The organism is Streptococcus sanguinis (genome assembly GCF_019928825.1).
GTDB classification, from domain to species: domain Bacteria; phylum Bacillota; class Bacilli; order Lactobacillales; family Streptococcaceae; genus Streptococcus; species Streptococcus sanguinis_L.
The window spans coordinates 22,680-42,557 of the sequence record NZ_JAHZOP010000006.1; the positions used below are offsets into that span (position 1 = coordinate 22,680).

22 protein-coding genes are annotated in these 19,878 nt (G+C 44.8%); 18 read left to right on the plus strand and 4 right to left on the minus strand.

Annotation, left to right across the window (positions count from 1 at the left end; all coding sequences use genetic code 11):
• Window positions 1-248: 248 nt before the first annotated feature.
• Entirely contained in the window at window positions 249-1,268 is a 1,020-nt protein-coding gene (gene adhP / locus K1J09_RS10940; RefSeq protein ID WP_125331957.1) for an alcohol dehydrogenase AdhP, read from the minus strand.
• 219 nt (window positions 1,269-1,487) lie between these two features.
• On the minus strand, window positions 1,488-2,300 hold the full coding sequence (locus K1J09_RS10945) for a Cof-type HAD-IIB family hydrolase (protein ID WP_125331959.1): 813 nt from the start codon (window positions 2,298-2,300) through the stop codon (window positions 1,488-1,490).
• 123 nt (window positions 2,301-2,423) lie between these two features.
• Here K1J09_RS10945 and K1J09_RS10950 point away from each other — a divergent pair, with 123 nt between their 5' ends.
• The 5 genes from K1J09_RS10950 (at window position 2,424) to lytR (ending at window position 6,933) form a co-directional block, all read left to right on the plus strand.
• On the plus strand, window positions 2,424-3,026 hold the full coding sequence (locus K1J09_RS10950; protein WP_125331961.1) for a DUF1361 domain-containing protein: 603 nt from the start codon (window positions 2,424-2,426) through the stop codon (window positions 3,024-3,026).
• Window positions 3,027-3,171: 145 nt separating this feature from the next.
• Entirely contained in the window at window positions 3,172-4,593 is a 1,422-nt protein-coding gene (locus K1J09_RS10955) for an NCS2 family permease (RefSeq protein ID WP_126435157.1), read from the plus strand.
• 139 nt (window positions 4,594-4,732) lie between these two features.
• On the plus strand, window positions 4,733-5,173 hold the full coding sequence (tsaE, locus tag K1J09_RS10960; protein ID WP_223323969.1) for a tRNA (adenosine(37)-N6)-threonylcarbamoyltransferase complex ATPase subunit type 1 TsaE: 441 nt from the start codon (window positions 4,733-4,735) through the stop codon (window positions 5,171-5,173).
• Complete coding sequence (locus tag K1J09_RS10965) at window positions 5,166-5,687, plus strand: GNAT family N-acetyltransferase (RefSeq protein WP_223313471.1); 522 nt, start codon at window positions 5,166-5,168, stop codon at window positions 5,685-5,687. The genes tsaE and K1J09_RS10965 overlap by 8 nt, the downstream gene beginning before the upstream one ends.
• A gap of 7 nt (window positions 5,688-5,694) precedes the next feature.
• On the plus strand, window positions 5,695-6,933 hold the full coding sequence (lytR, locus tag K1J09_RS10970) for a glycopolymer--peptidoglycan transferase LytR (protein WP_125331967.1): 1,239 nt from the start codon (window positions 5,695-5,697) through the stop codon (window positions 6,931-6,933).
• A gap of 120 nt (window positions 6,934-7,053) precedes the next feature.
• Here lytR and K1J09_RS10975 read toward each other — a convergent pair whose 3' ends face one another.
• Together K1J09_RS10975 and K1J09_RS10980 are read right to left on the minus strand one after the other, a co-directional pair.
• The gene (locus K1J09_RS10975; protein WP_125331969.1) at window positions 7,054-7,341 is read right to left on the minus strand and encodes a hypothetical protein; all 288 of its coding nucleotides are present in this window, start codon (window positions 7,339-7,341) and stop codon (window positions 7,054-7,056) included.
• A gap of 9 nt (window positions 7,342-7,350) precedes the next feature.
• Window positions 7,351-7,761 (minus strand): HIT family protein, encoded by a 411-nt coding sequence (locus K1J09_RS10980; protein WP_125331971.1) that lies wholly within the window; start codon window positions 7,759-7,761, stop codon window positions 7,351-7,353.
• 68 nt (window positions 7,762-7,829) lie between these two features.
• Here K1J09_RS10980 and K1J09_RS10985 point away from each other — a divergent pair, with 68 nt between their 5' ends.
• The 13 genes from K1J09_RS10985 to K1J09_RS11045 all read left to right on the plus strand — a co-directional run bounded on the left by K1J09_RS10985 (window position 7,830) and on the right by K1J09_RS11045 (window position 19,688).
• Window positions 7,830-8,561, plus strand: coding sequence for an ABC transporter ATP-binding protein (locus K1J09_RS10985; protein WP_164549539.1), 732 nt, complete (start codon window positions 7,830-7,832; stop codon window positions 8,559-8,561).
• Complete coding sequence (locus tag K1J09_RS10990) at window positions 8,558-9,604, plus strand: ABC transporter permease (RefSeq protein WP_223323968.1); 1,047 nt, start codon at window positions 8,558-8,560, stop codon at window positions 9,602-9,604. Before K1J09_RS10985 ends, K1J09_RS10990 begins: the two co-directional genes overlap by 4 nt.
• Window positions 9,605-9,654: 50 nt before the next feature.
• Window positions 9,655-10,449 (plus strand): cell cycle regulator CcrZ, encoded by a 795-nt coding sequence (gene ccrZ / locus K1J09_RS10995; RefSeq protein ID WP_002893562.1) that lies wholly within the window; start codon window positions 9,655-9,657, stop codon window positions 10,447-10,449.
• A complete protein-coding gene (gene trmB, locus K1J09_RS11000; protein WP_002896910.1) occupies window positions 10,446-11,084 on the plus strand; it encodes a tRNA (guanosine(46)-N7)-methyltransferase TrmB in 639 nt (212 codons plus the stop codon). Before ccrZ ends, trmB begins: the two co-directional genes overlap by 4 nt.
• Window positions 11,085-11,282: 198 nt before the next feature.
• Window positions 11,283-11,771: a ribosome maturation factor RimP gene (gene rimP / locus K1J09_RS11005; protein ID WP_317627847.1), complete on the plus strand. Its 489-nt coding sequence runs from the start codon at window positions 11,283-11,285 to the stop codon at window positions 11,769-11,771.
• Between the two features lie 59 nt (window positions 11,772-11,830).
• Entirely contained in the window at window positions 11,831-13,087 is a 1,257-nt protein-coding gene (gene nusA / locus K1J09_RS11010) for a transcription termination factor NusA (RefSeq protein ID WP_223323966.1), read from the plus strand.
• A gap of 10 nt (window positions 13,088-13,097) precedes the next feature.
• Entirely contained in the window at window positions 13,098-13,394 is a 297-nt protein-coding gene (gene rnpM / locus K1J09_RS11015) for an RNase P modulator RnpM (RefSeq protein WP_002893558.1), read from the plus strand.
• Complete coding sequence (locus K1J09_RS11020; RefSeq protein WP_002893557.1) at window positions 13,387-13,683, plus strand: YlxQ-related RNA-binding protein; 297 nt, start codon at window positions 13,387-13,389, stop codon at window positions 13,681-13,683. The genes rnpM and K1J09_RS11020 overlap by 8 nt, the downstream gene beginning before the upstream one ends.
• 19 nt (window positions 13,684-13,702) lie before the next feature.
• Window positions 13,703-16,495: a translation initiation factor IF-2 gene (infB, locus tag K1J09_RS11025; RefSeq protein ID WP_223323965.1), complete on the plus strand. Its 2,793-nt coding sequence runs from the start codon at window positions 13,703-13,705 to the stop codon at window positions 16,493-16,495.
• Between the two features lie 175 nt (window positions 16,496-16,670).
• On the plus strand, window positions 16,671-17,021 hold the full coding sequence (gene rbfA, locus K1J09_RS11030; protein WP_223323964.1) for a 30S ribosome-binding factor RbfA: 351 nt from the start codon (window positions 16,671-16,673) through the stop codon (window positions 17,019-17,021).
• A 240-nt stretch (window positions 17,022-17,261) separates the two neighbouring features.
• Window positions 17,262-18,413, plus strand: coding sequence for an N-acetylglucosamine-6-phosphate deacetylase (gene nagA / locus K1J09_RS11035; protein WP_002908126.1), 1,152 nt, complete (start codon window positions 17,262-17,264; stop codon window positions 18,411-18,413).
• Between the two features lie 158 nt (window positions 18,414-18,571).
• Complete coding sequence (locus tag K1J09_RS11040) at window positions 18,572-18,766, plus strand: hypothetical protein (protein ID WP_002918060.1); 195 nt, start codon at window positions 18,572-18,574, stop codon at window positions 18,764-18,766.
• A gap of 76 nt (window positions 18,767-18,842) precedes the next feature.
• On the plus strand, window positions 18,843-19,688 hold the full coding sequence (locus K1J09_RS11045) for an aldo/keto reductase (RefSeq protein ID WP_223323963.1): 846 nt from the start codon (window positions 18,843-18,845) through the stop codon (window positions 19,686-19,688).
• Window positions 19,689-19,878: the final 190 nt, after the last annotated feature.

Below are 19,878 nucleotides of genomic sequence, written 5' to 3' on the forward strand. Positions count from 1 at the left end.
AATATAATAGATTAATATATGAAAAACATTGAAATAATATGAAAGAGATTTTTGAAATGACAGAAGAGACTTTTGTTTGAGAAAGTGTTTATTTATCAAAAAAGAAAGAGGAGGACCAAAGACAGAAAATCGCATCTTATGTCTTTAGTCTCCCTCTATAATGGCAAAAGTTTCTAAATAATATCAAGCCTGTCTATCATAAGTTTCCAAAAGTTTGGTAAATGTTGGGATTAACATGTTTTAAAGTATTAGTGTGTGAAGTCAAGTACCATACGTCCCTGAATGGTACCCGCTTCCATTTCGTCAAAGACATCCACTGCATCTGAAACAGGGCGCTTTTGAACGACAGGAACCACCAATCCTTCAGCACCAAACTGGAAGGCTTCTTCCAAGTCCTTGCGAGTACCAACTAGGGAACCGATGACTTGGATGCCATCTAAAACGGTTTTGACAATACTGAGGTCCATCATTTCAGATGGCAATCCAACGGCAACTACCCGACCGCCAGCACGAACAGAGTCCACCGCTTGGTTGAAGGCAACTTTAGAAACGGCTGTTACTATGGCAGAATGCGCACCGCCAGTTTTTTCTTGGATAAGAGCAGCGACATCTTCAACTTCATGGCCGTTGATGACGATATCAGCACCAACTTCTTTGGCCAAAACTAGCTTATCATTGTTGATATCAACAGCGACAACATGGGCATTAAAGACTTTCTTGGCATATTGAACCGCTGGGTTACCCAATCCACCTGCTCCAAAGATAACTGTCCATTGGCCTGGTTGCAGCTGGGCTTCTTTGATAGCCTTGTAGGTGGTTACACTGGCACAAGTGATAGAAGAAGCTTGGGCGGGATCGAGTCCTTCAGGGACTTTGACAGCGTAGTCAGCTGTTACGATACATTGCTCTGCCATCCCACCATCAACGGAATAACCAGCATTTTTTACTGTACGGCAAAGGGTTTCGCGGCCAGTTGTACAGTATTCACAAGCGCCGCAGCCTTCAAAGAACCAAGCGACACTGACGCGGTCTCCGACTTTGAGACTTTTTACATCTGGAGCGATTTCTTTGACAATACCAATACCTTCGTGTCCAAGAACGCGACCTGGCACCTTGCCAAAGTCACCGTGTGCGACGTGCAGGTCCGTATGGCAGACACCGCAGTATTCGATGTCAACGAGAGCTTCCCCTGTTTCAAGCGGACGCATTTCTTTATTTTCAACGAGTTGGACATTAGTTCCCTCTGGATTTACAACAACTGCTTTCATAAGTAGTTTCCTTCTGTTATTTAGTTTTTTGATTATGTTAATTATATCACAAACTCAAACAAAATAGCAAACGCTTACAAAACTAAGCGTGAATTCACTCTAATATTCTGACATAGCTGATAAGCTCCTATTTTTAAAGCTTTTTGCAACTAACGGAGTTTGAGGGAAGAAAAAAATAAAAGACAAACTCTCGAACAGAGTTTGCCTAATTGTCTACTTTTATAAAAAGAGTTTGTTTAGCTCGTGGGCGACGCCATCTTGGTCATTGGTCAAAGATAACTGCTGGTCAGCGTATGGAAGAAGGTCAGTATTAGCATTTTTCATGGCATAGCCAGTGCCAGCAAAGGACAGCATCTCAGTATCATTTTGCTCATCGCCAAAGGCAATCAGATTTTTACGGTCTACATTGAGAATATTAAGCAGATACTGAAGGGCAAAGGCCTTATTGACACCCTTGGGAGCACACTCGAGGATGTTGAGTGGGCCGCCCCAAGAGTTGATAGAAAGTTCATGCTGGTAAAAAGCATTCATTTCCTCTGCCAAAGCATATTTGTCAGCTGCTCGCGTCTGCAGGAGAATGGCGTTAGGATTCTCCGTTACCAGATTGGCTTGAAACTGGTTTTCAGGCTTGAAAGCATCGATGCCAAAGAGCTTGGGATCAGCGATTTCTTCATTGGGATTGGTGATGTAGAACTTATTGCGGTATTCGCCAGCAATGAAATCCGCTTCAATCTCATCCCTGCGCTTAACCATATCCAGCAGAAAGGATTTATCCAGCGTTAGCGATTTTTCAAAGTCCCATTTCTTTTCTGGAATATGAGTCAAAGAGCCATTGAAGTTGATCATGGGCGTATTGAGCTCTAATTCTTTATAATATTTCAAAGCCATGCGGTAGGGCCGGCCTGTTGTGATAATGACCTTGTGGCCCTTTTTGGAAATTTTTTTGATAGTTTCTTTGGTGAAGTCAGACAGATTGCTGTTAGAATCCAGCAAGGTTCCGTCCAAGTCCACAGCGATTACTTTTTTTGTCATGTGAGTCTCTTTTCAGTGATAATACAGACTATTATAACAGAATTCAGTGTAAATAACACGACTTATGTTATAATGATGCTCTAATCAGTCACAATTATGACATAGCAAGGAGGAGCTTTTCGTATGCGTAAACCAATCATGATTCATGCTCTTTTTCTGATGATTGCCTTTTTTATCTATATCCAATCTCTAAATGGCGGTCCGACCTATCTCATCTGGAATATGACCTTGGCCTTAATCAGCTATGATGCAGCTATCTTGACACTTTTATTCAAGAAGCAGAAGTGGGTATATCCTCTTCTTTTCCTGCTGTGGTTGCTTTTCTTCCCCAACACTTTCTATATGATCACTGATTTGATTCATATGACTTGGGTGACAGATGTTCTGAGTAAGCCAAGTGTTTTCCTGCTCTTTTTAGCTTTTGTTTCCAGTATTTTATTCGGAGTTTTCTGTGGTATGGAGAGCTGGTATGTCATCAAGGAACGCTGGAAGTTTAACTGGTATTTGGACTTGTTGCTGATGGCAGCTCTGTCGGCTGTGTCCAGTATGGCTATCTACATAGGACGTTATGATCGTCTCAATAGCTGGGATTTATTGCTTCATCCTCAGCTAGTTCTACAGAAGCTCTTGCAAACTTTGCAGCCTGATCGTCTGCCTTTCATTCTTGGATTTGCCTTTTTGCAGTTTATGAGTTTGGTATTTCTGATGAGAGATAATAAAAAATAAGAAAAGCGAAACATTCATCTTGAAAAAGTGAATGTTTTTTATTATAATTTAAATTATCGTTCGTAAATAAACGAAATTCAATCTGTTTTTCTTTGTTATTGAACTAGATATTATAAATTTTACTCAAAAGGAGATTTATTGAAAAATGGATAAATTTTTCAAACTGACCGAAAAAGGGACAGATGTCCGGACAGAAGTTTTGGCTGGTCTGACGACTTTCTTTGCCATGTCCTACATTTTATTCGTCAATCCGGCCATGTTGGCTCAGACTGGTATGCCCAAGCAGGGTGTTTTCCTAGCTACGATTATCGGGGCTGTTGCCGGCACCTTAATGATGGCCTTCTTTGCCAACTTGCCTTATGCGCAGGCACCGGGTATGGGTCTGAATGCCTTTTTCACTTTTACGGTCGTCTTTGCCTTGGGCTACACTTGGCAGGAAGCCTTGGCTATGGTCTTTATCTGCGGGATTATTTCGCTCATTATCACTTTGACCAAGGTGCGTAAAATGATCATCGAGTCCATTCCTGGCTCCTTGCGCGCAGCAATTTCAGCAGGAATCGGGGTCTTTCTGGCCTATGTAGGTATTAAAAATGCTGGCTTGCTCAAGTTTTCAATCGATCCAGGCAATTATACAGTAGCTGGCAAGGGAGCAGATAAGGCTGCAGCGGCTATCACGGCTAATTCAGCAGCAACTCCCGGTCTGGTAGACTTTAATAATCCAGCTGTCATCGTAGCCTTGGTTGGTCTCGCCATCACAATCTTCTTTATCGTGAAAAATATCAAGGGTGGTGTTATCCTATCCATCCTAGTAACGACTGTGGTAGCTATTCTGGTTGGCTTGGTTGATTTGTCAGCTATTGACTTTGGGCAGAATAACATTGGCACTGCTGTTAGTGAATTGGGACAGATTTTTGGGGTGGCAGTAGGTCCGAAAGGTCTGGGTGCCCTCTTAGCAGATTCGACTCGCTGGCCTCAGACATGTATGGCTATTCTGGCTTTCTCCTTGACAGATATTTTTGATACCATTGGTACCTTGATCGGTACAGGTGAAAAGGTCGGGATTGTGGCAACTTCTGGGGAAAACCATGAATCAGAAGGTTTGGATAAGGCTCTTTACTCGGACCTCATCGGAACCTCTATTGGCGCCATTGCTGGAACCTCTAACGTGACGACTTATGTGGAGTCTGCAGCTGGTATCGGAGCTGGCGGCCGAACAGGTCTGACCGCCTTGGTCGTAGCTATCTGCTTCGCAGTGTCAAGCTTCTTTAGCCCACTCTTGGCTATTGTTCCTAATGCTGCAACTGCACCGATTCTCATTATTGTTGGGATTATGATGCTGGCTAGTCTGAAGAATATCCATTGGGATGATATGACAGAAGCCATTCCGGCTTTCTTTACTTCTATTTTTATGGGATTTGCCTATTCTATCACTCACGGGATAGCAGCTGGGTTTATTACCTACACCTTGGTCAAAATCTTCAAAGGTCAAGCCAAGGATGTGCATTCTATGATTTGGATTTTGGATCTTCTATTTATTTTGAATTTCGTAAATCTGGCTTTAAATTAGGTCTAAACATTGCTGGATTTCCTTGATTTTAGTACCCTTTGTATAGGATATGTTTTTGGTATAAAAAATCAGCTTTTCCTAGCTGATTTTTCTTTTGCAAAATTAAGCAGAAAAAAATTTTTTCTGGTATAATAAGAGAATGTTTAGTCATAATGAGGAAGAATTAATCCAGTGGGGTCAGCGTCTGGGCAAATTGCTTCGGGCAGGGGATGTACTGGTTTTAACGGGAGATTTAGGAGCAGGGAAGACAACCTTTACTAAGGGTCTGGCTCTAGGTTTGGGCATCAGTCAGATGATTAAAAGTCCAACCTATACCATTGTTCGGGAATACGATGGGCGCTTGCCGCTCTATCATCTGGATGTCTACCGCATCGGAGACGATCCAGATTCCATTGATTTGGATGACTTTCTCTTCGGGGAGGGTGTGACGGTCATTGAATGGGGGGAGCTGCTGGGAGAAAATCTGCCTGAAGACTATCTCAAATTAAGCCTCTTGAAAAAAGAAGACGGGCGTGAATTGGTTTTTGAAGCCAAAGGAAAGCGAGCCCAAGTGCTACTTGAGGGACTGCAGAATGACTGAATATGAATTGTGCTTGCGAGAAGCAGAAAAAACAGATGCTGCTGAGCTGATTGCCTTCCTCAATCAGGTCGGGTCTGAGTCAGATTATATGACGCTGGATGAGGCTGGAATCTTGATGAATCAAGAGGAGATGGCTTCATTCATTGAGCATCAGGCTGCTTCCAGTAATCAGCTTTATCTGTTGGCGCTTTTGAATGGTGAGATTGCCGGTCTTGTCAGCATCACAGCTGATTTCCATGAGCGAATTCGCCATATTGGTCAAGTCTTTGTCGTGGTGAAGAAAACTTTCTGGAACCAAGGACTGGGACGCATATTGCTAGAAGAGGCACTGACTTGGGCAGAAGATTCTCAAGTTATTCGACGTTTAGAATTGAGCGTTCAGGTTAGAAATGAACGAGCAGTTCACCTTTATAAAGATTTAGGATTTGAAATTGAAGGCTTACAAAAAAGAGGAGCCTATTTAAAAGAAGGGAAATTTCTTGATGTTTACCTGATGGGTAAATTGATAGACTAAAAAAGATATGTTTAAAAAGATTATAATGATGTTTCTTAGCCTCCTTGTCGTAACGACAGCTGGTATCGGTACTTATGCTTGGACAATCTATGGTCAGTCAACAGATGAGCTGTCCAAGACTTATAAGGGCTTGGGAAATGAGACAGATGTCATTTCTGCGACTAAGCCCATGACCATTTTGCTGATGGGTGTAGATACAGGGAGCGGTTCCCGCGAGGATACCTGGGTCGGGAACAGCGATACCATGATTCTCCTGAGTGTCAATCCCAAGACTAAGAAAACAGTCATGATGAGTTTGGAACGTGATATTCTGACTCAGATTGATGAGAACGGTCAGACAGTTGAAGCCAAGCTGAATGCAGCCTATGCGACAGGCGGAGCAGAGTTAGCCATTTCGACTATTGAGGGCTTGATGAATATCCACATCGACCGCTATGTGATGATCAATATGCAGGGCTTGGTTCAGTTAGTAGACGCAGTAGGTGGTATTGAGGTCAATAATACCTTTGACTTCCCAATTTCTATTGAGGATAATGAGCCGGAGTATACTGCTAAGGTTGAGCCTGGCAAGCAAACCATCAATGGTGATCAGGCGCTTGTCTATGCTCGCATGCGCTATCAGGATCCAGAGGGTGACTATGGCCGCCAAAAGCGTCAACGTGAAGTAATTAAGAAAGTGGTTGAAAAAGTTCTCAGTCTCAACAGTGTCAGCCATTATCAGGCTATTTTAAAAGCTGTCAGCAGCAATATGCAGACCAATATCGCGCTTGATTCAAAAAGCATTCCCCAACTGCTAGGCTATCAGGATGCCTTTAAGAACATCAAGTCTGAGCAGCTGCGTGGAGAAGATGCGACCTTGCCTGACGGTGGAAGCTATCAGCTGGTGACGTCAGAGCATTTGCTGAGCATGCAGAATCTAATCCGTAAGTCTCTGGGCTTGGACACAGTTAAGAGTCTGAAGACCAATGCTGTTCTCTATGAAGATATTATGGGCGGCAACAGTCTAAGAAGCAGCAATAGCAGCAGTGCGTCTAGCAGTACAGAAAGCAATAGTAACTACGTGCCTCCTTATAGTCAGCCAACTTATAATAATGGCTATGAGAATTACTCTTATCCGACGACAGATACAACAGTTGGAACTACGAATACGACTCCAGTTGCTCCAGCGGCTTCCTCCGCCCCAGCGGCAGATGTCAGTGTCAGCGCTCCGCAAAGTCAGCCAGTAGTCAATGCGACTACAGAGTAAAAAGTTAAATATAAAAAGAGGCCGGGACAAAATGTCTCGGTCTCTTTTGGTTATGACGGAAAGCTCTTGACGCGGCGGCTGATTGGAATTATTGTTCCCCTATCATACGCCTTTTCTCTATCAAGCCTCGTACTTTTCCCAGATCTCTTTGACTTGCTGGATCTGCACTTGAGCTTGATTTTCAAGGACTTTATATTTATAAGTAAGATCTTGGGCCATGTCTTTGACTTGCTCTTTTTGCTCTTGAATGATGGCAATATTTCGTTGGATATTGGCTAGACTGTCCTTTACTTTGTCTAGACTATCTGTTGTTTCAATGATTTCTTCTTGGATTTTTTGACGGTTTTCAACCAGTTTGTAGCTGGCTGCTGCGGCACCGATAAATAGGAAAATATTTGAAAGTTTCATATTCCCTCCTTAAGCTTGCGCAATCTTCTCAGCTAATTCGGCCAGAGCTGGGAAGTCTGGCTCGTGGGCTTCGAAAGTAATCTTGAGGTCATCTGCATCACTGTAGCGTGGTGCCAAATGCACATGGGTATGAAAGACAGTCTGTCCAGCAATTTCTTCGTTGTTGTTGATGATATTCATACCAGCTGCACCTGTGGCTTTCATCACCTTACGGGCAATGTCAGGTACGCGAGCAAAGAGCTGACTGGTGCTGTCGGCATCCATATCCAGCACATTTCGGAAATGCTCTTTAGGGACAACCAAGGTATGACCTGGTGTTACCTGGGAAATATCCAGAAAAGCAAGGACTTTCTCGTCTTCATAGACTTTTGAAGAAGGGATTTCTCCAGCAATAATTTTACAAAAAATACAATCAGCCATAAATGGTACCTCTATTCGCTAGATTTTGTTATAATATAAGAACCATTATACCAGAATTCGGAGAAAATATGTTAGAAATCAAAGAGCTTACGGGCGGCTATGTTAATATCCCGGTTTTAAAGGATGTCAGCTTTGAAGTGGGCAATGGCCAGCTGGTTGGTCTGATTGGTCTCAACGGTGCGGGCAAGTCCACGACTATCAATGAGATTATTGGTCTTCTGACGCCTTATAAGGGGCAGATTCAGATTGATGGACTGGAGTTGCGGACCAATCCCAGCGATTATCGCAAGAAAATCGGTTTTATCCCGGAAACGCCTAGTCTCTATGAAGAATTGACCCTGCGCGAGCACATTGAGACGGTAGCCATGGCATACGACATTGAACAAGAAACAGCTTTTATGCGCGTGGGTAAGCTACTGGAAATGTTCCGACTCAAGGAAAAACTGGATTGGTTCCCTGTTCACTTTTCAAAAGGGATGAAGCAAAAAGTGATGATTATCTGTGCTTTTGTAGTTGATCCCAGCCTTTTTATTGTGGATGAGCCTTTTCTGGGTCTGGATCCGGTAGCGATTGCAGACCTTATCCAGCTCTTGGAGGAGGAAAAGAAGAAGGGCAAGTCGATTCTGATGAGCACCCATGTTCTGGACTCTGCCGAGAAGATGTGCGATAGTTTTGTAATTCTGCACAAGGGTCAAGTGCGGGCCAAGGGCAGCTTGACTGAGTTGCGGGCTCAATTCCAAATGCCGGATGCTAGTCTGAATGACATCTATCTAGCCCTGACAGAAGAGGCAGCGCTATGAAAGAATTATTTGCTAAACGAAAGCAGGATTTTCGTCAGCAGTGTCTGAAATACCTGCGTTATGTTCTTAATGATCATTTCGTGCTCTTTCTGCTGATTTTTATGGGATTTTTAGGTGTTCAGTACAGTCAGCTTTTGCGACATTTTCCGACCAATCACCTACCCATTATTGTCAGTCTAGTTATTCTATCGCTCTTTATCCTGCCTTTTGGACGGATTGCGACCTATCTGGAAAAGCCGGATGCTCTTTTTCTCTTGGTCAGAGAAGCAGAAGTCAGGGCTTTTATCAAGGCTCAGATTCTACGTTCCTATCTCTTGTACGCAGTCTTACAGACAGGGCTATTGCTACTGTTAGCTCCGCTTTTTCTGGCTTTGGGATTGCCTATTTGGGGCTTTGGGCTCTACTGCCTCCTTATGCTAGTCTTAAAATGGTTTTTGTTTCAGGCTAAGGCTAAGAAGTTCTTTACTGAAAATGGTTTAGATTGGCAGGTTCTGGTGGCTTATGAAGCTGCTCGAAAGCAGATGATTCTCCGTTTCTTTGCTCTCTTTACCAATGTTAAAGGCATTTCAAATAGTGTCAAGCGCCGGGCCTATCTGGATGGTTTGACGAGACTTGTGGGCAAGCAGCATAGCAAGACTTGGCAGAATCTCTTTTTACGTTCTTACTTGCGAAATGGAGATTTGTTTGCTTTGACCCTAAGACTGCTCTTTCTAGCTCTTTTGGCTTTGGTTTTTGTCAGTCAAGCTTGGATTGCTGCAGCTTTTGCGGTCTTGTTCAATTACCTCTTGCTCTTCCAGCTGACGGCTTTGTATGAAGCTTTTGACTATCAATTTTTGACCCAGCTTTTTCCAATAGAAATAGGGGAAAAGCTGAAGGGAGCAAGACAAATTATCACATCTATTGGCAGCAGTGTTCTCTTGGCTGAAGTGCTGACTGCTCTGCTCTTTTTCCAAGACAAGACAGCCGTGCTGGCCGTGCTGGGAGCGACTGCCCTACTCTATCTGTTCTATCTGCCGTTTAAGTTACGGAGATTGGTTGACTAAAAGAGGTAAAACTAGTAAAATGATAAAGAAACTTTTTACGGAGGGGAAATATGGACTTGGTTGATAACGAGCTGACCCTGACACCGATAGCTGGCAAGAGCGGAAAGGCCTATATGGGGACTTATCCGGACGGGGGGCGCGTTTTCGTCAAGATGAATACAACCCCTATCTTAGCAGGCTTAGCTCGAGAACAAATCGCACCGCAGCTTTTGTGGAGCCGCCGGATGCCGGACGGTAACGTAATGAGCGGGCAGGAGTGGCTTTCAGGCACTATTCTGACCCCAAATGATATGTCCAAAAAGCAGGTAATCAATATTTTGACACGGCTGCATCGCTCGCGCCCATTGATGACTCAGCTGACCAAGCTGGGCTATACTTTGGAAACGCCGACTGATTTGCTGAATGCTTGGCTCAATCAAGTGCCGCTTGCTTTGAGAAATAATCAATATCTGCAATCAGTTATCCGAGACTTGCGCCAGACAGTACCGGCCTTTCGTGAGGATTATGCGACCATTGTTCACGGAGATGTGCGCCACAGCAACTGGGTAGAGACCGACAGCGGGCTTATTTACTTAGTGGATTGGGATTCTGTGCGCCTGACAGACAGGATGATGGATGTAGCACATATTTTGAGCCATTATGTGCCTGATTCAGGTTGGCAAGAGTGGCTGAGCGCTTATGGTTATAAGTATAATCAGACTGTTTTCAATAAGCTATACTGGTTTGGTCAGTATTCTTATCTGATGCAGATTGCCAAATACTATGAAAATAATGATTTAGAAAATGTGAACCGGGAGATTTACGCATTACGAAACTTCCGTTCCAAATACGGAAGAGGACAATGAGAGTAAGGAATCGTAAAGGAGCGACGGAACTGCTAGAGGCGCATCCCCAGTATGTGATTTTAAATCCGGCAGACGCCAAGGGCAGATGGCAGGAGATTTTTGGTAACGACCATCCCATTCATGTAGAGGTTGGCAGCGGTAAAGGAGCTTTTGTATCCGGTATGGCCAAGGCCAATCCTGAGATTAACTACATCGGGATTGATATTCAAAAATCGGTCCTCAGCTATGCCTTGGACAAGGTGCTGGCAACGGATGTTCCCAATATCAAACTGCTCTGGGTGGACGGTTCGGATCTGACTGATTATTTTGAAGATGGCGAGATTGACCGCCTTTATCTGAACTTCTCAGATCCTTGGCCCAAGAAACGCCATGAAAAGCGCCGTCTGACTTATCAGTCCTTTCTGGCGACCTATCAGCAGATTTTGCCGGAAAATGGAGAAATCCACTTCAAAACGGACAACCGAGGTCTTTTTGAATATAGCTTAGTTAGCTTTTCACAGTATGGTATGAAGTTGAAGGGTGTGTGGTTAGATTTGCATGCCAGCGACTTTGAAGACAATGTCCTGACTGAGTATGAGCAGAAATTTGCTAACAAGGGACAAGTCATCTATCGGGTGGAAGCAGCGTTTGAATAAGAAAGAGTCTTCTAGGAAATACTCCTTGAAGACTTTTTATTGGGAAAGAATTTTGCTTAAAAATAAGATCGTTTTAAGTGGAATTCCGTCTTAACAAGCTTGCATGGCACATTTCCCTTGCATTCTGGGACTTGTCGTGCTATAATACTAATAATGAATAAGGAAAGAGAGGCGAGGAAGTATCTTCGCCTCTTATCTGTGAGGAGGTGTCGTCATATCGCAACGATTGTTGAATTGGTGAGGGAGGTTATTGAACCAGCCATTTTGGCCCCCTATGAATTAGTTGATATTGAGTACGGAAAGATGGGCGGAGACTACGTTCTCAGTGTCTTTGTAGATAAGCCTGAGGGCATTACGGTCAATGATACAGCGGATTTGACGGATATTATCAGTCCGCTCTTGGATCAAATCAAACCAGATCCCTTCCCAGAACAGTATTTTCTGGAAGTGACCAGTCCTGGCTTGGAGCGTCCGCTCAAGACCAAGGAACAGCTATCCGATGAAGTCGGCAGTTATATCCATGTCAGTCTCTATAAGGCTGTTGACAAGCAGAAAGTCTTTGAAGGCACCTTGCTGAGTTTTGAAGAGGATGTTCTGCACATGGAATATCTGGACAAGACTCGCAGAAAAGAAGTCGAAATTCCCTACAGTCTGGTTTCCAAAGCCAGATTAGCCGTTAAGTTTTAGCCGCAGAAGCAATATAGAAAAGAAAGGAACACTTTTGTTTCGGCAAAAGTTACATGAAAATGAGTAAAGAAATGCTAGAGGCCTTCCGCATTCTGGAAGAAGACAAAGGAATCAAGAAAGAAGATATCATTGATGCAGTGACCGAGTCACTCCGCTCAGCCTATCGTCGTCGCTATGGTCAGGCAGACAGCGCAGCCATTGAGTTTGACGAAAAGTCAGGAGATTTCCGTGTCTATACTGTTCGCGAAGTCGTGGACGAGGTCTTTGACAGCCGTTTGGAAATCAGTCTCAAAGATGCCTTGGCTATCAGTTCAGCCTATGAATTAGGAGATAAGATCAAGTTTGAAGAAGCGCCAGCTGAATTTGGCCGTGTCGCTGCTCAGTCTGCCAAGCAAACCATCATGGAAAAGATGCGCAAGCAGACCCGAGCAATCACCTACAATACCTATAAAGAGCATGAAAATGAAATCATGAGCGGGACGGTGGAGCGCTTTGACAATCGCTTTATCTATGTCAATCTTGGCAGCATTGAAGCGCAGCTATCGAAGCAAGATCAGATTCCTGGTGAGGTATTTGCCTCTCATGACCGTATCGAAGTCTTTGTTTACAAGGTAGAAGACAATCCTCGCGGTGTCAATGTCTTTGTCAGCCGCAGCCATCCAGAAATGATCAAGCGCTTGATGGAGCAGGAAATCCCTGAAGTCTATGACGGAACTGTGGAAATCATGAGCGTGTCGCGGGAAGCAGGCGATCGGACCAAGGTAGCGGTTCGCAGCCACAACCCTAATGTGGATGCCATCGGAACAATCGTCGGACGCGGTGGAGCCAATATCAAGAAAATTACGAGCAAGTTCCATCCTGCCAAATACGATCCGAAGAGTGGCCGTATGGTGCCGACTGAAGAAAATATCGACGTCATTGAGTGGGTAGCAGATCCAGCTGAATTTATCTACAACGCTATTGCTCCTGCAGAGGTTGACCAAGTTATCTTTAACCAAGAAGATAACAAGCGGGCTTTGGTTGTTGTACCGGACAACAAGCTTTCTCTGGCTATCGGCCGTCGCGGACAGAACGTACGCTTGGCAGCTCATTTGACAGGCTTTAGAATCGATATCAAGTCTGCCACAGAGTTTGAAGAAATGGAAGCAGCCAATGAACTGGGCGGATTTGCTCAGGAAGCAGAAGAAATTCTTGCGGATGCAGATGTTCTAGAGACAGAAGTTTCAGCAGCAGAAGCAACAGACTTTGACGCAGCTGCAGAGGAAACTGTACTAGAAACAGCTGGTTTAGAAAGCGAAGCTGAAGAACTAGACTAAGGGGGCTGGAATGGCAAAAACAAGAAAAATCCCTTTAAGAAAATCAGTGGTGTCCAACGAAGTGATTGACAAGCGTGATTTGCTGCGGATTGTCAAGAACAAGGAAGGTCAAGTCTTTATCGATCCGACAGGCAAGGCCAACGGCCGTGGAGCCTATATCAAGCTGGACAATCAAGAAGCTCTTCAAGCTAAGAAGAAGCGGGTCTTTAACCGCAGCTTCAGTATGGAAGTGGATGAGGCTTTCTATGATGAGTTAATCGCTTATGTCGATCATAAGGTCAAAAGAAGAGAGTTAGGTCTTGAATAAAGAGAAACTTGCAAATTTGCTGGGACTGGCTCAGCGGGCTGGCCGCATCATTTCTGGTGAGGAGCTGACCGTCAAAGCTATCCAGGAGGGAAAAGCACATCTGGTCTTTTTGGCCCAGGATGCAGCTCCTAATCTCAGCAAGAAAATCACTGATAAAAGTCGTTACTACCAAGTAGAAGTATCAACCGTGTTTTCAACACTGGAATTAAGCTCTGCCATTGGCAAGGCCAGAAAAGTGCTCGCCGTGACAGATGCTGGTTTTACAAAGAAAATGAGGTCTCTTATGTAATAGAAGAGGAGGACAAGATTTGTCTAAAGTAAGATTGTATGAAATCGCCAAAGAACTGGGAAAAGAAAGCAAGGAGGTAGTGGCTCGTGCTAAGGAGCTGGGATTGGATGTCAAAAGTCATTCATCCAGCGTAGAAGCTGACGCTAGTGAGCGAATCAAATCCAGCTTCAAGAAAGCAGCCACACCTCAAGCTACTGCAGAAAAGCCTGCAGCAGCTCAGCCATCATCGCAAAAAACTCCTGCCAAAGAGGTTACGCCAGTCAAGGCAGAACAGACAGAAGCAAAAGTAGCTGCTAAGCCAGAAGCGAAAACAGAAACAGCTGCGCCAGTCAAGCGCCCACAAAGCCGGAACTTTAAGGCAGAGCGTGAAGCGAGAGCCAAGGAAGAGGCAGAACGTCGTAAGCAGCAAGGCAACCGCAAACCGCAAAACAAAGAGCAAGGCAAGCGCGACGATCGCGATAATCGAAATAAGAATCGCGGAAACCGCAACGACCGAGACAGGGGCAATCGTCCAAATGACCGTCGCGATAATCGTGGTCAAGATGGCCGCCGCAATGGTCAGAATCATCAAGGATTTAACAGTCAAAACCGCCAACAGTCACAAGGACCGAAGATTGACTTTAAGGCTCGGGCAGCAGCTTTGAAAGCAGAGCAGAATGCTGAATACGCTCGCTCAAGCGAAGAACGCTTTAAGCAAGCACAGGAAGCAAAAGAAGTGTTGGAACGGCAAAACCGCCGCAAGGAGCAGCCTAAGGCAGAAGCAAGTGCACCAGCTCAGCCTGCACCGGCCCCATCTGCTCCAGCAGCGAATCCAAGCCCAGCGCCGGCCGCTGTGGATACGCGTCGTAAGAAGCAAGCTCGACCAGATAAGAAGCGCGATGATTTTGATCGCGAAGAAGAAGGTCCAAGAAAACAACAAAAGAATCGAAGCAGTCAAAATCAAGTGAGAAATCAAAGAAATAGTAATTGGAATAAAAACAAGAAAAATAAAAAAGGAAAGGGCAACAATAATCAGGCACCAAAACCTGTTACAGAACGTAAGTTCCATGAGTTGCCAACTGAATTTGAATATACAGACGGAATGACCGTTGCAGAAATTGCAAAACGGATCAAGCGCGAGCCAGCTGAAATTGTTAAAAAGCTCTTCATGATGGGCGTGATGGCAACGCAAAACCAATCTCTTGACGGCGATACTATTGAGCTCCTCATGGTGGACTACGGTATTGAAGCTAAGAAGAAGGTGGAAGTTGACACAGCTGACATTGAGCGCTTCTTCGTAGAAGAAGGTTATATCAACCAAGATGCCTTGGCAGAGCGTCCTCCAGTTGTCACCATCATGGGACACGTTGACCATGGTAAAACAACCCTCTTGGATACCCTGCGTAACTCTCGGGTAGCAACAGGTGAAGCAGGTGGTATCACTCAGCACATCGGTGCTTACCAGATTGAGGAAAGCGGCAAGAAGATTACTTTCTTGGATACGCCTGGACACGCGGCCTTTACTTCTATGCGGGCCCGTGGTGCCTCTGTTACGGATATCACTATCCTGGTCGTTGCGGCTGATGACGGTGTTATGCCGCAAACGATCGAAGCCATTAACCACTCCAAGGCGGCTGATGTCCCAATCATCGTAGCCATCAACAAGATTGATAAGCCAGGAGCGAATCCTGAGCGCGTGATTGGTGAATTGGCTGAGCATGGTGTCATGTCAACAGCTTGGGGCGGAGATTCTGAATTTGTTGAAATCTCAGCGAAATTCAATCAAAATATTGACAGCTTGTTGGAAACAGTCCTCTTGGTAGCTGAAATTCAAGAGCTCAAGGCAGATCCGACTGTTCGAGCGATTGGTACAGTCATTGAAGCCCGTCTGGATAAAGGAAAAGGTGCTGTCGCAACCCTTCTGGTTCAGCAAGGAACTCTGAATGTGCAGGATCCAATCGTTGTTGGTAATACTTTCGGTCGGGTTCGTGCTATGACCAATGACCTGGGCCGTCGCGTGAAGGTGGCTGGACCATCTACACCGGTTTCCATCACTGGTCTCAATGAAACTCCGATGGCTGGTGACCACTTTGCGGTTTATGAAGATGAAAAAGCTGCGCGTGCAGCCGGTGAAGAACGTGCTAAACGTGCCCTTCTCAAACAGCGTCAAGCTACTCATCGCGTCAGTCTGGAAAATCTCTTTGATACCCTCAAAGCTGGTGAAGTTAAGTCTGTCAATGTTATCATCAAGGCTGATGTGCAAGGTTCAGTAGAAGCCCTGTCTGCTTCCCTGCAGAAGATTGAAGTGGAAGGCGTTAAGATTACCATCGTTCACTCAGCGGTTGGTGCTATCAATGAATCTGACGTAACACTGGCAGAAGCTTCAAATGCCTTCATCATCGGATTTAACGTGCGTCCTACATCTCAAGCTCGCCAGCAGGCAGAAGCTGATGATGTCGAAATCCGTCTCCACAGCATTATCTACAAGGTTATCGAAGAAATGGAAGATGCCATGAAGGGAATGCTGGACCCAGAATACGAAGAAAAAATCATCGGGGAAGCTCTTATCCGCGAGACCTTCAAGGTTTCCAAGGTTGGTACTATCGGTGGATTTATGGTTATCAATGGTAAAGTTACCCGTGATTCCAAGGTTCGTGTTATCCGTGACGGCGTCGTGATTTACGATGGGGAGCTTGCCAGCCTCAAGCACTTCAAGGATGATGTTAAGGAAGTTACTAACGGCCGCGAAGGTGGACTCATGATTGATGGCTACAATGACATCCAAGTAGATGACACGATCGAAGCCTATATCATGGAAGAAATTAAGAAATAAGATAAGAAGTAGGTTAAAAACTCGCAGTGAAATCATATTTGGTGGAAGTTGATACTTCTAGTTCCACATCTTTTTCACAAAGAGTTTAGATCGAATTTCATTCATTAAAACTAAAATATAAGCTAGGCCTAGCCTAGCTTATATTGCAGAAAAGAAAAATTAGAAAGGAAATCTCATGGCAAACAATTTTCGTACAGACCGTGTCGGCATGGAGATCAAGCGCGAAGTCAATGAAATCTTGCAGAAGAAAGTTCGTGACCCGCGGGTGCAGGGAGTGACCATCACCGATGTCCAAATGCTGGGCGACCTATCCATGGCCAAGGTCTACTACACGATTATGAGCAATATGGCCTCTGATAATCAAAAAGCTCAGACCGGTCTGGAAAAAGCAACCGGTACCATCAAGCGAGAACTGGGTCACAATCTGAAGATGTACAAGATTCCAGATTTGACCTTTGTCAAGGACGAATCCATCGAGTATGGCAATAAAATCGACCAGATGCTGCGCGATTTAGATAAAAAATAAAGCAGAAACTCAGCTGTCATGGCTGGGTTTTCTTATTTTTTAATTTAATATAACAATTTTTTATAAAAATAGGTATATACCATTTACAAATAAAAAAGAAAGAGTTATAATATAGTCAAGAAAACTCAGAGATTCAAAAGCGGGGGGTAGAAAGCAGCTATAGAAAGATGCTAGCTCTATCACAGAATTCCGCTTTGAATGGCAGAGAATACAGAAGTCAAGAACAAGGGAGGCAGTCTTATGCCTACATATATCAAAGCAGATCAATTTTTCTATCCTCAGGGAATTCGTCATGGCGGTTATTTAGAGCTGATTGACGGCAAGTTTGGCAAGTTGGTGCAGTCTGTTCCGCAGGATGCAGAGGTCATAGACTACAGTGGCTACTCGATTGCACCAGGTCTAGTAGACACTCATATTCACGGCTTCGGTGGTGTTGATGTGATGGACAACAATATCGAAGGAACTCTTCATACCATGAGTGAGGGTCTCTTGACTACCGGTGTGACCAGCTTTTTACCAACAACCCTGACTTCATCCTATGAGCGGCTCTTAGCGGTTACTGAAAATATCGGTGCACGCTATCAAGAAGCTAGCGGAGCCAAGATTCGCGGTCTCTATTTTGAAGGGCCTTATTTCACCGAAAAGTATAAAGGCGCTCAAAATCCGGCCTATATGAAAGATCCTAGCATGGATGAGTTTCGTGCTTGGCAGAAGGCCGCAAATGGCTTGCTCAATAAAATTGCTCTCGCGCCAGAACGTGATGGCGTTGAGGAATTTGTCCGCACGCTGACTGACGAGGGCGTGACTGTTGCTTTGGGGCATTCTAATGCAACCTATGATGAAGCCAAAACTGCGGTCGAAGCAGGTGCCAGTGTCTGGGTGCATGCTTACAATGGTATGCGGGGCTTGACCCACCGGGAGCTGGGCATGGTTGGTGCCATGTATGAGCTGCCCCACACCTATGCGGAACTGATTTGTGACGGCCACCATGTGGACCCTAAGGCCTGTGACATCTTGCTCAAGCAGAAGGGACATGAAAATATTGCTCTCATTACTGACTGTATGACCGCAGGAGGTCTTGAAGATGGTGACTACATGCTGGGAGAATTTCCAGTGGTTGTGGCGGAAGGAACAGCTCGACTCAAGTCAACGGGCAATCTAGCTGGCTCTATCCTCAAACTCAAGGACGGATTGAAAAATGTGGTCAAATGGGGCATTGCCAATCCTCATCAGGCGGTTATGATGGCTAGCCTGATTCCAGCAAAATCCGTCCATATTGATGATGTCTGCGGACAGATCAAGGAAGGCTACGACGCTGACTTTATCGTTTTAGATAAAGATTTAGAGCTGGTAGCTACTTATCTTGATGGTCAAGAACGATTCCATGTATGAGAACCGCAGGTATTTTAAATTAGTCTCCTTATATTTTTCAGAAAGAGCAGGGCAACCTGTTCTTTTTGGTTGGCAGACGCCTTGATAGTCTTCGCCTAGATTTGAATTGCTTTCTTAAGCGTGATATAATGAGACTATAATGCAAACAGGAGTAGGCTATGAAACGAATTGATGCGAAATTTTTGATAATGGGACTTGTTTTACTGCTGGCCGGACTGATATTTGGACGAATCTTGATCCTTGTCGCAGGACTTGCTTTCATTATCTATAGCTTTTTCAGTAAAGGTATGGAGCCGACCAAGGAAAATATCTTCAAACCCAAACCAATACTGAAGAAAAAGGAAAAGAAATGAGCAGTTCTGCTCTTGTAATCACTGTAGCAGCTGCCTTGCTGAAGGCAGTAGATGGAACTTATAAAGGAGACATGAGATGAGAGAATATCTTTTGAACAATGGTGTTGGCATTCCGGTGCTGGGCTTCGGTACTTGGAAGGCTCAGGATGGCGAAGAAGCCTATCAAGCAACATTAGCCGCTCTCAAGGCAGGCTATCGGCATATTGATACGGCAGCCATCTATAAGAACGAAGAGAGTGTCGGACGGGCAATCAAGGACAGCGGCATTCCGCGGGAGGAGCTCTTCATCACGACCAAGCTTTGGAATGACATTCATACTTATGAGGAGGCTCAAGAGGCCTTTACTGCCTCAATGGAGCGGTTGGGACTGGACTATCTGGACCTCTACCTCATCCACTGGCCGAATCCCAAACCCCTGAGGGAAAACGATGCTTGGAAAAAGCGCAATGCCGAAGTCTGGCGGGCTATGGAAGACCTCTATAATCTCGGAAAGATTCGAGCGATTGGCGTCAGCAATTTCCTACCTCATCACTTAGAAGCCTTGCTTGAAACAGCTCGCATGACTCCTGCTGTCAATCAAATCCGCCTGGCTCCAGGTGTCTATCAGACTGAGGCAGTGAACTCCTGCCGTGAGCATGAGATTTTACTGGAAGCTTGGGGACCATTTGGCCAAGGAGAGCTCTTCCAAAATCCAGCCGTGCAGGCTGTGGCAGACAAGTATGGCAAGACCATTGCACAAGTCGCGCTAGCTTGGAGCTTGCAGGAAGGCTTCCTGCCCCTGCCTAAGTCGGTCACTCCGAGCCGGATTGCCAGCAATCTGGACTGCTTTGACATTGAGCTAGATGCTGCGGACTTGGAAGTGCTCAAAAATGTCAGCGGTTTGGCCGGTGGCGCACCAAATCCGGATGGGATGGATTTTTAGATGCAAATCCTAAGCAGGAAATTGCTAGATACTAGTGTCTAAGTCATTAGATTTAGGACACGAACATATTGAAGATAAAATAAATCTCTCAGTTTATATATTGAGAGATTTTTCGTTAGCTGATTTATTTTATGTAATGAATAAGAAACGAATGAAAAAATGGTATAATAAGAAATAATAGATTTTATAG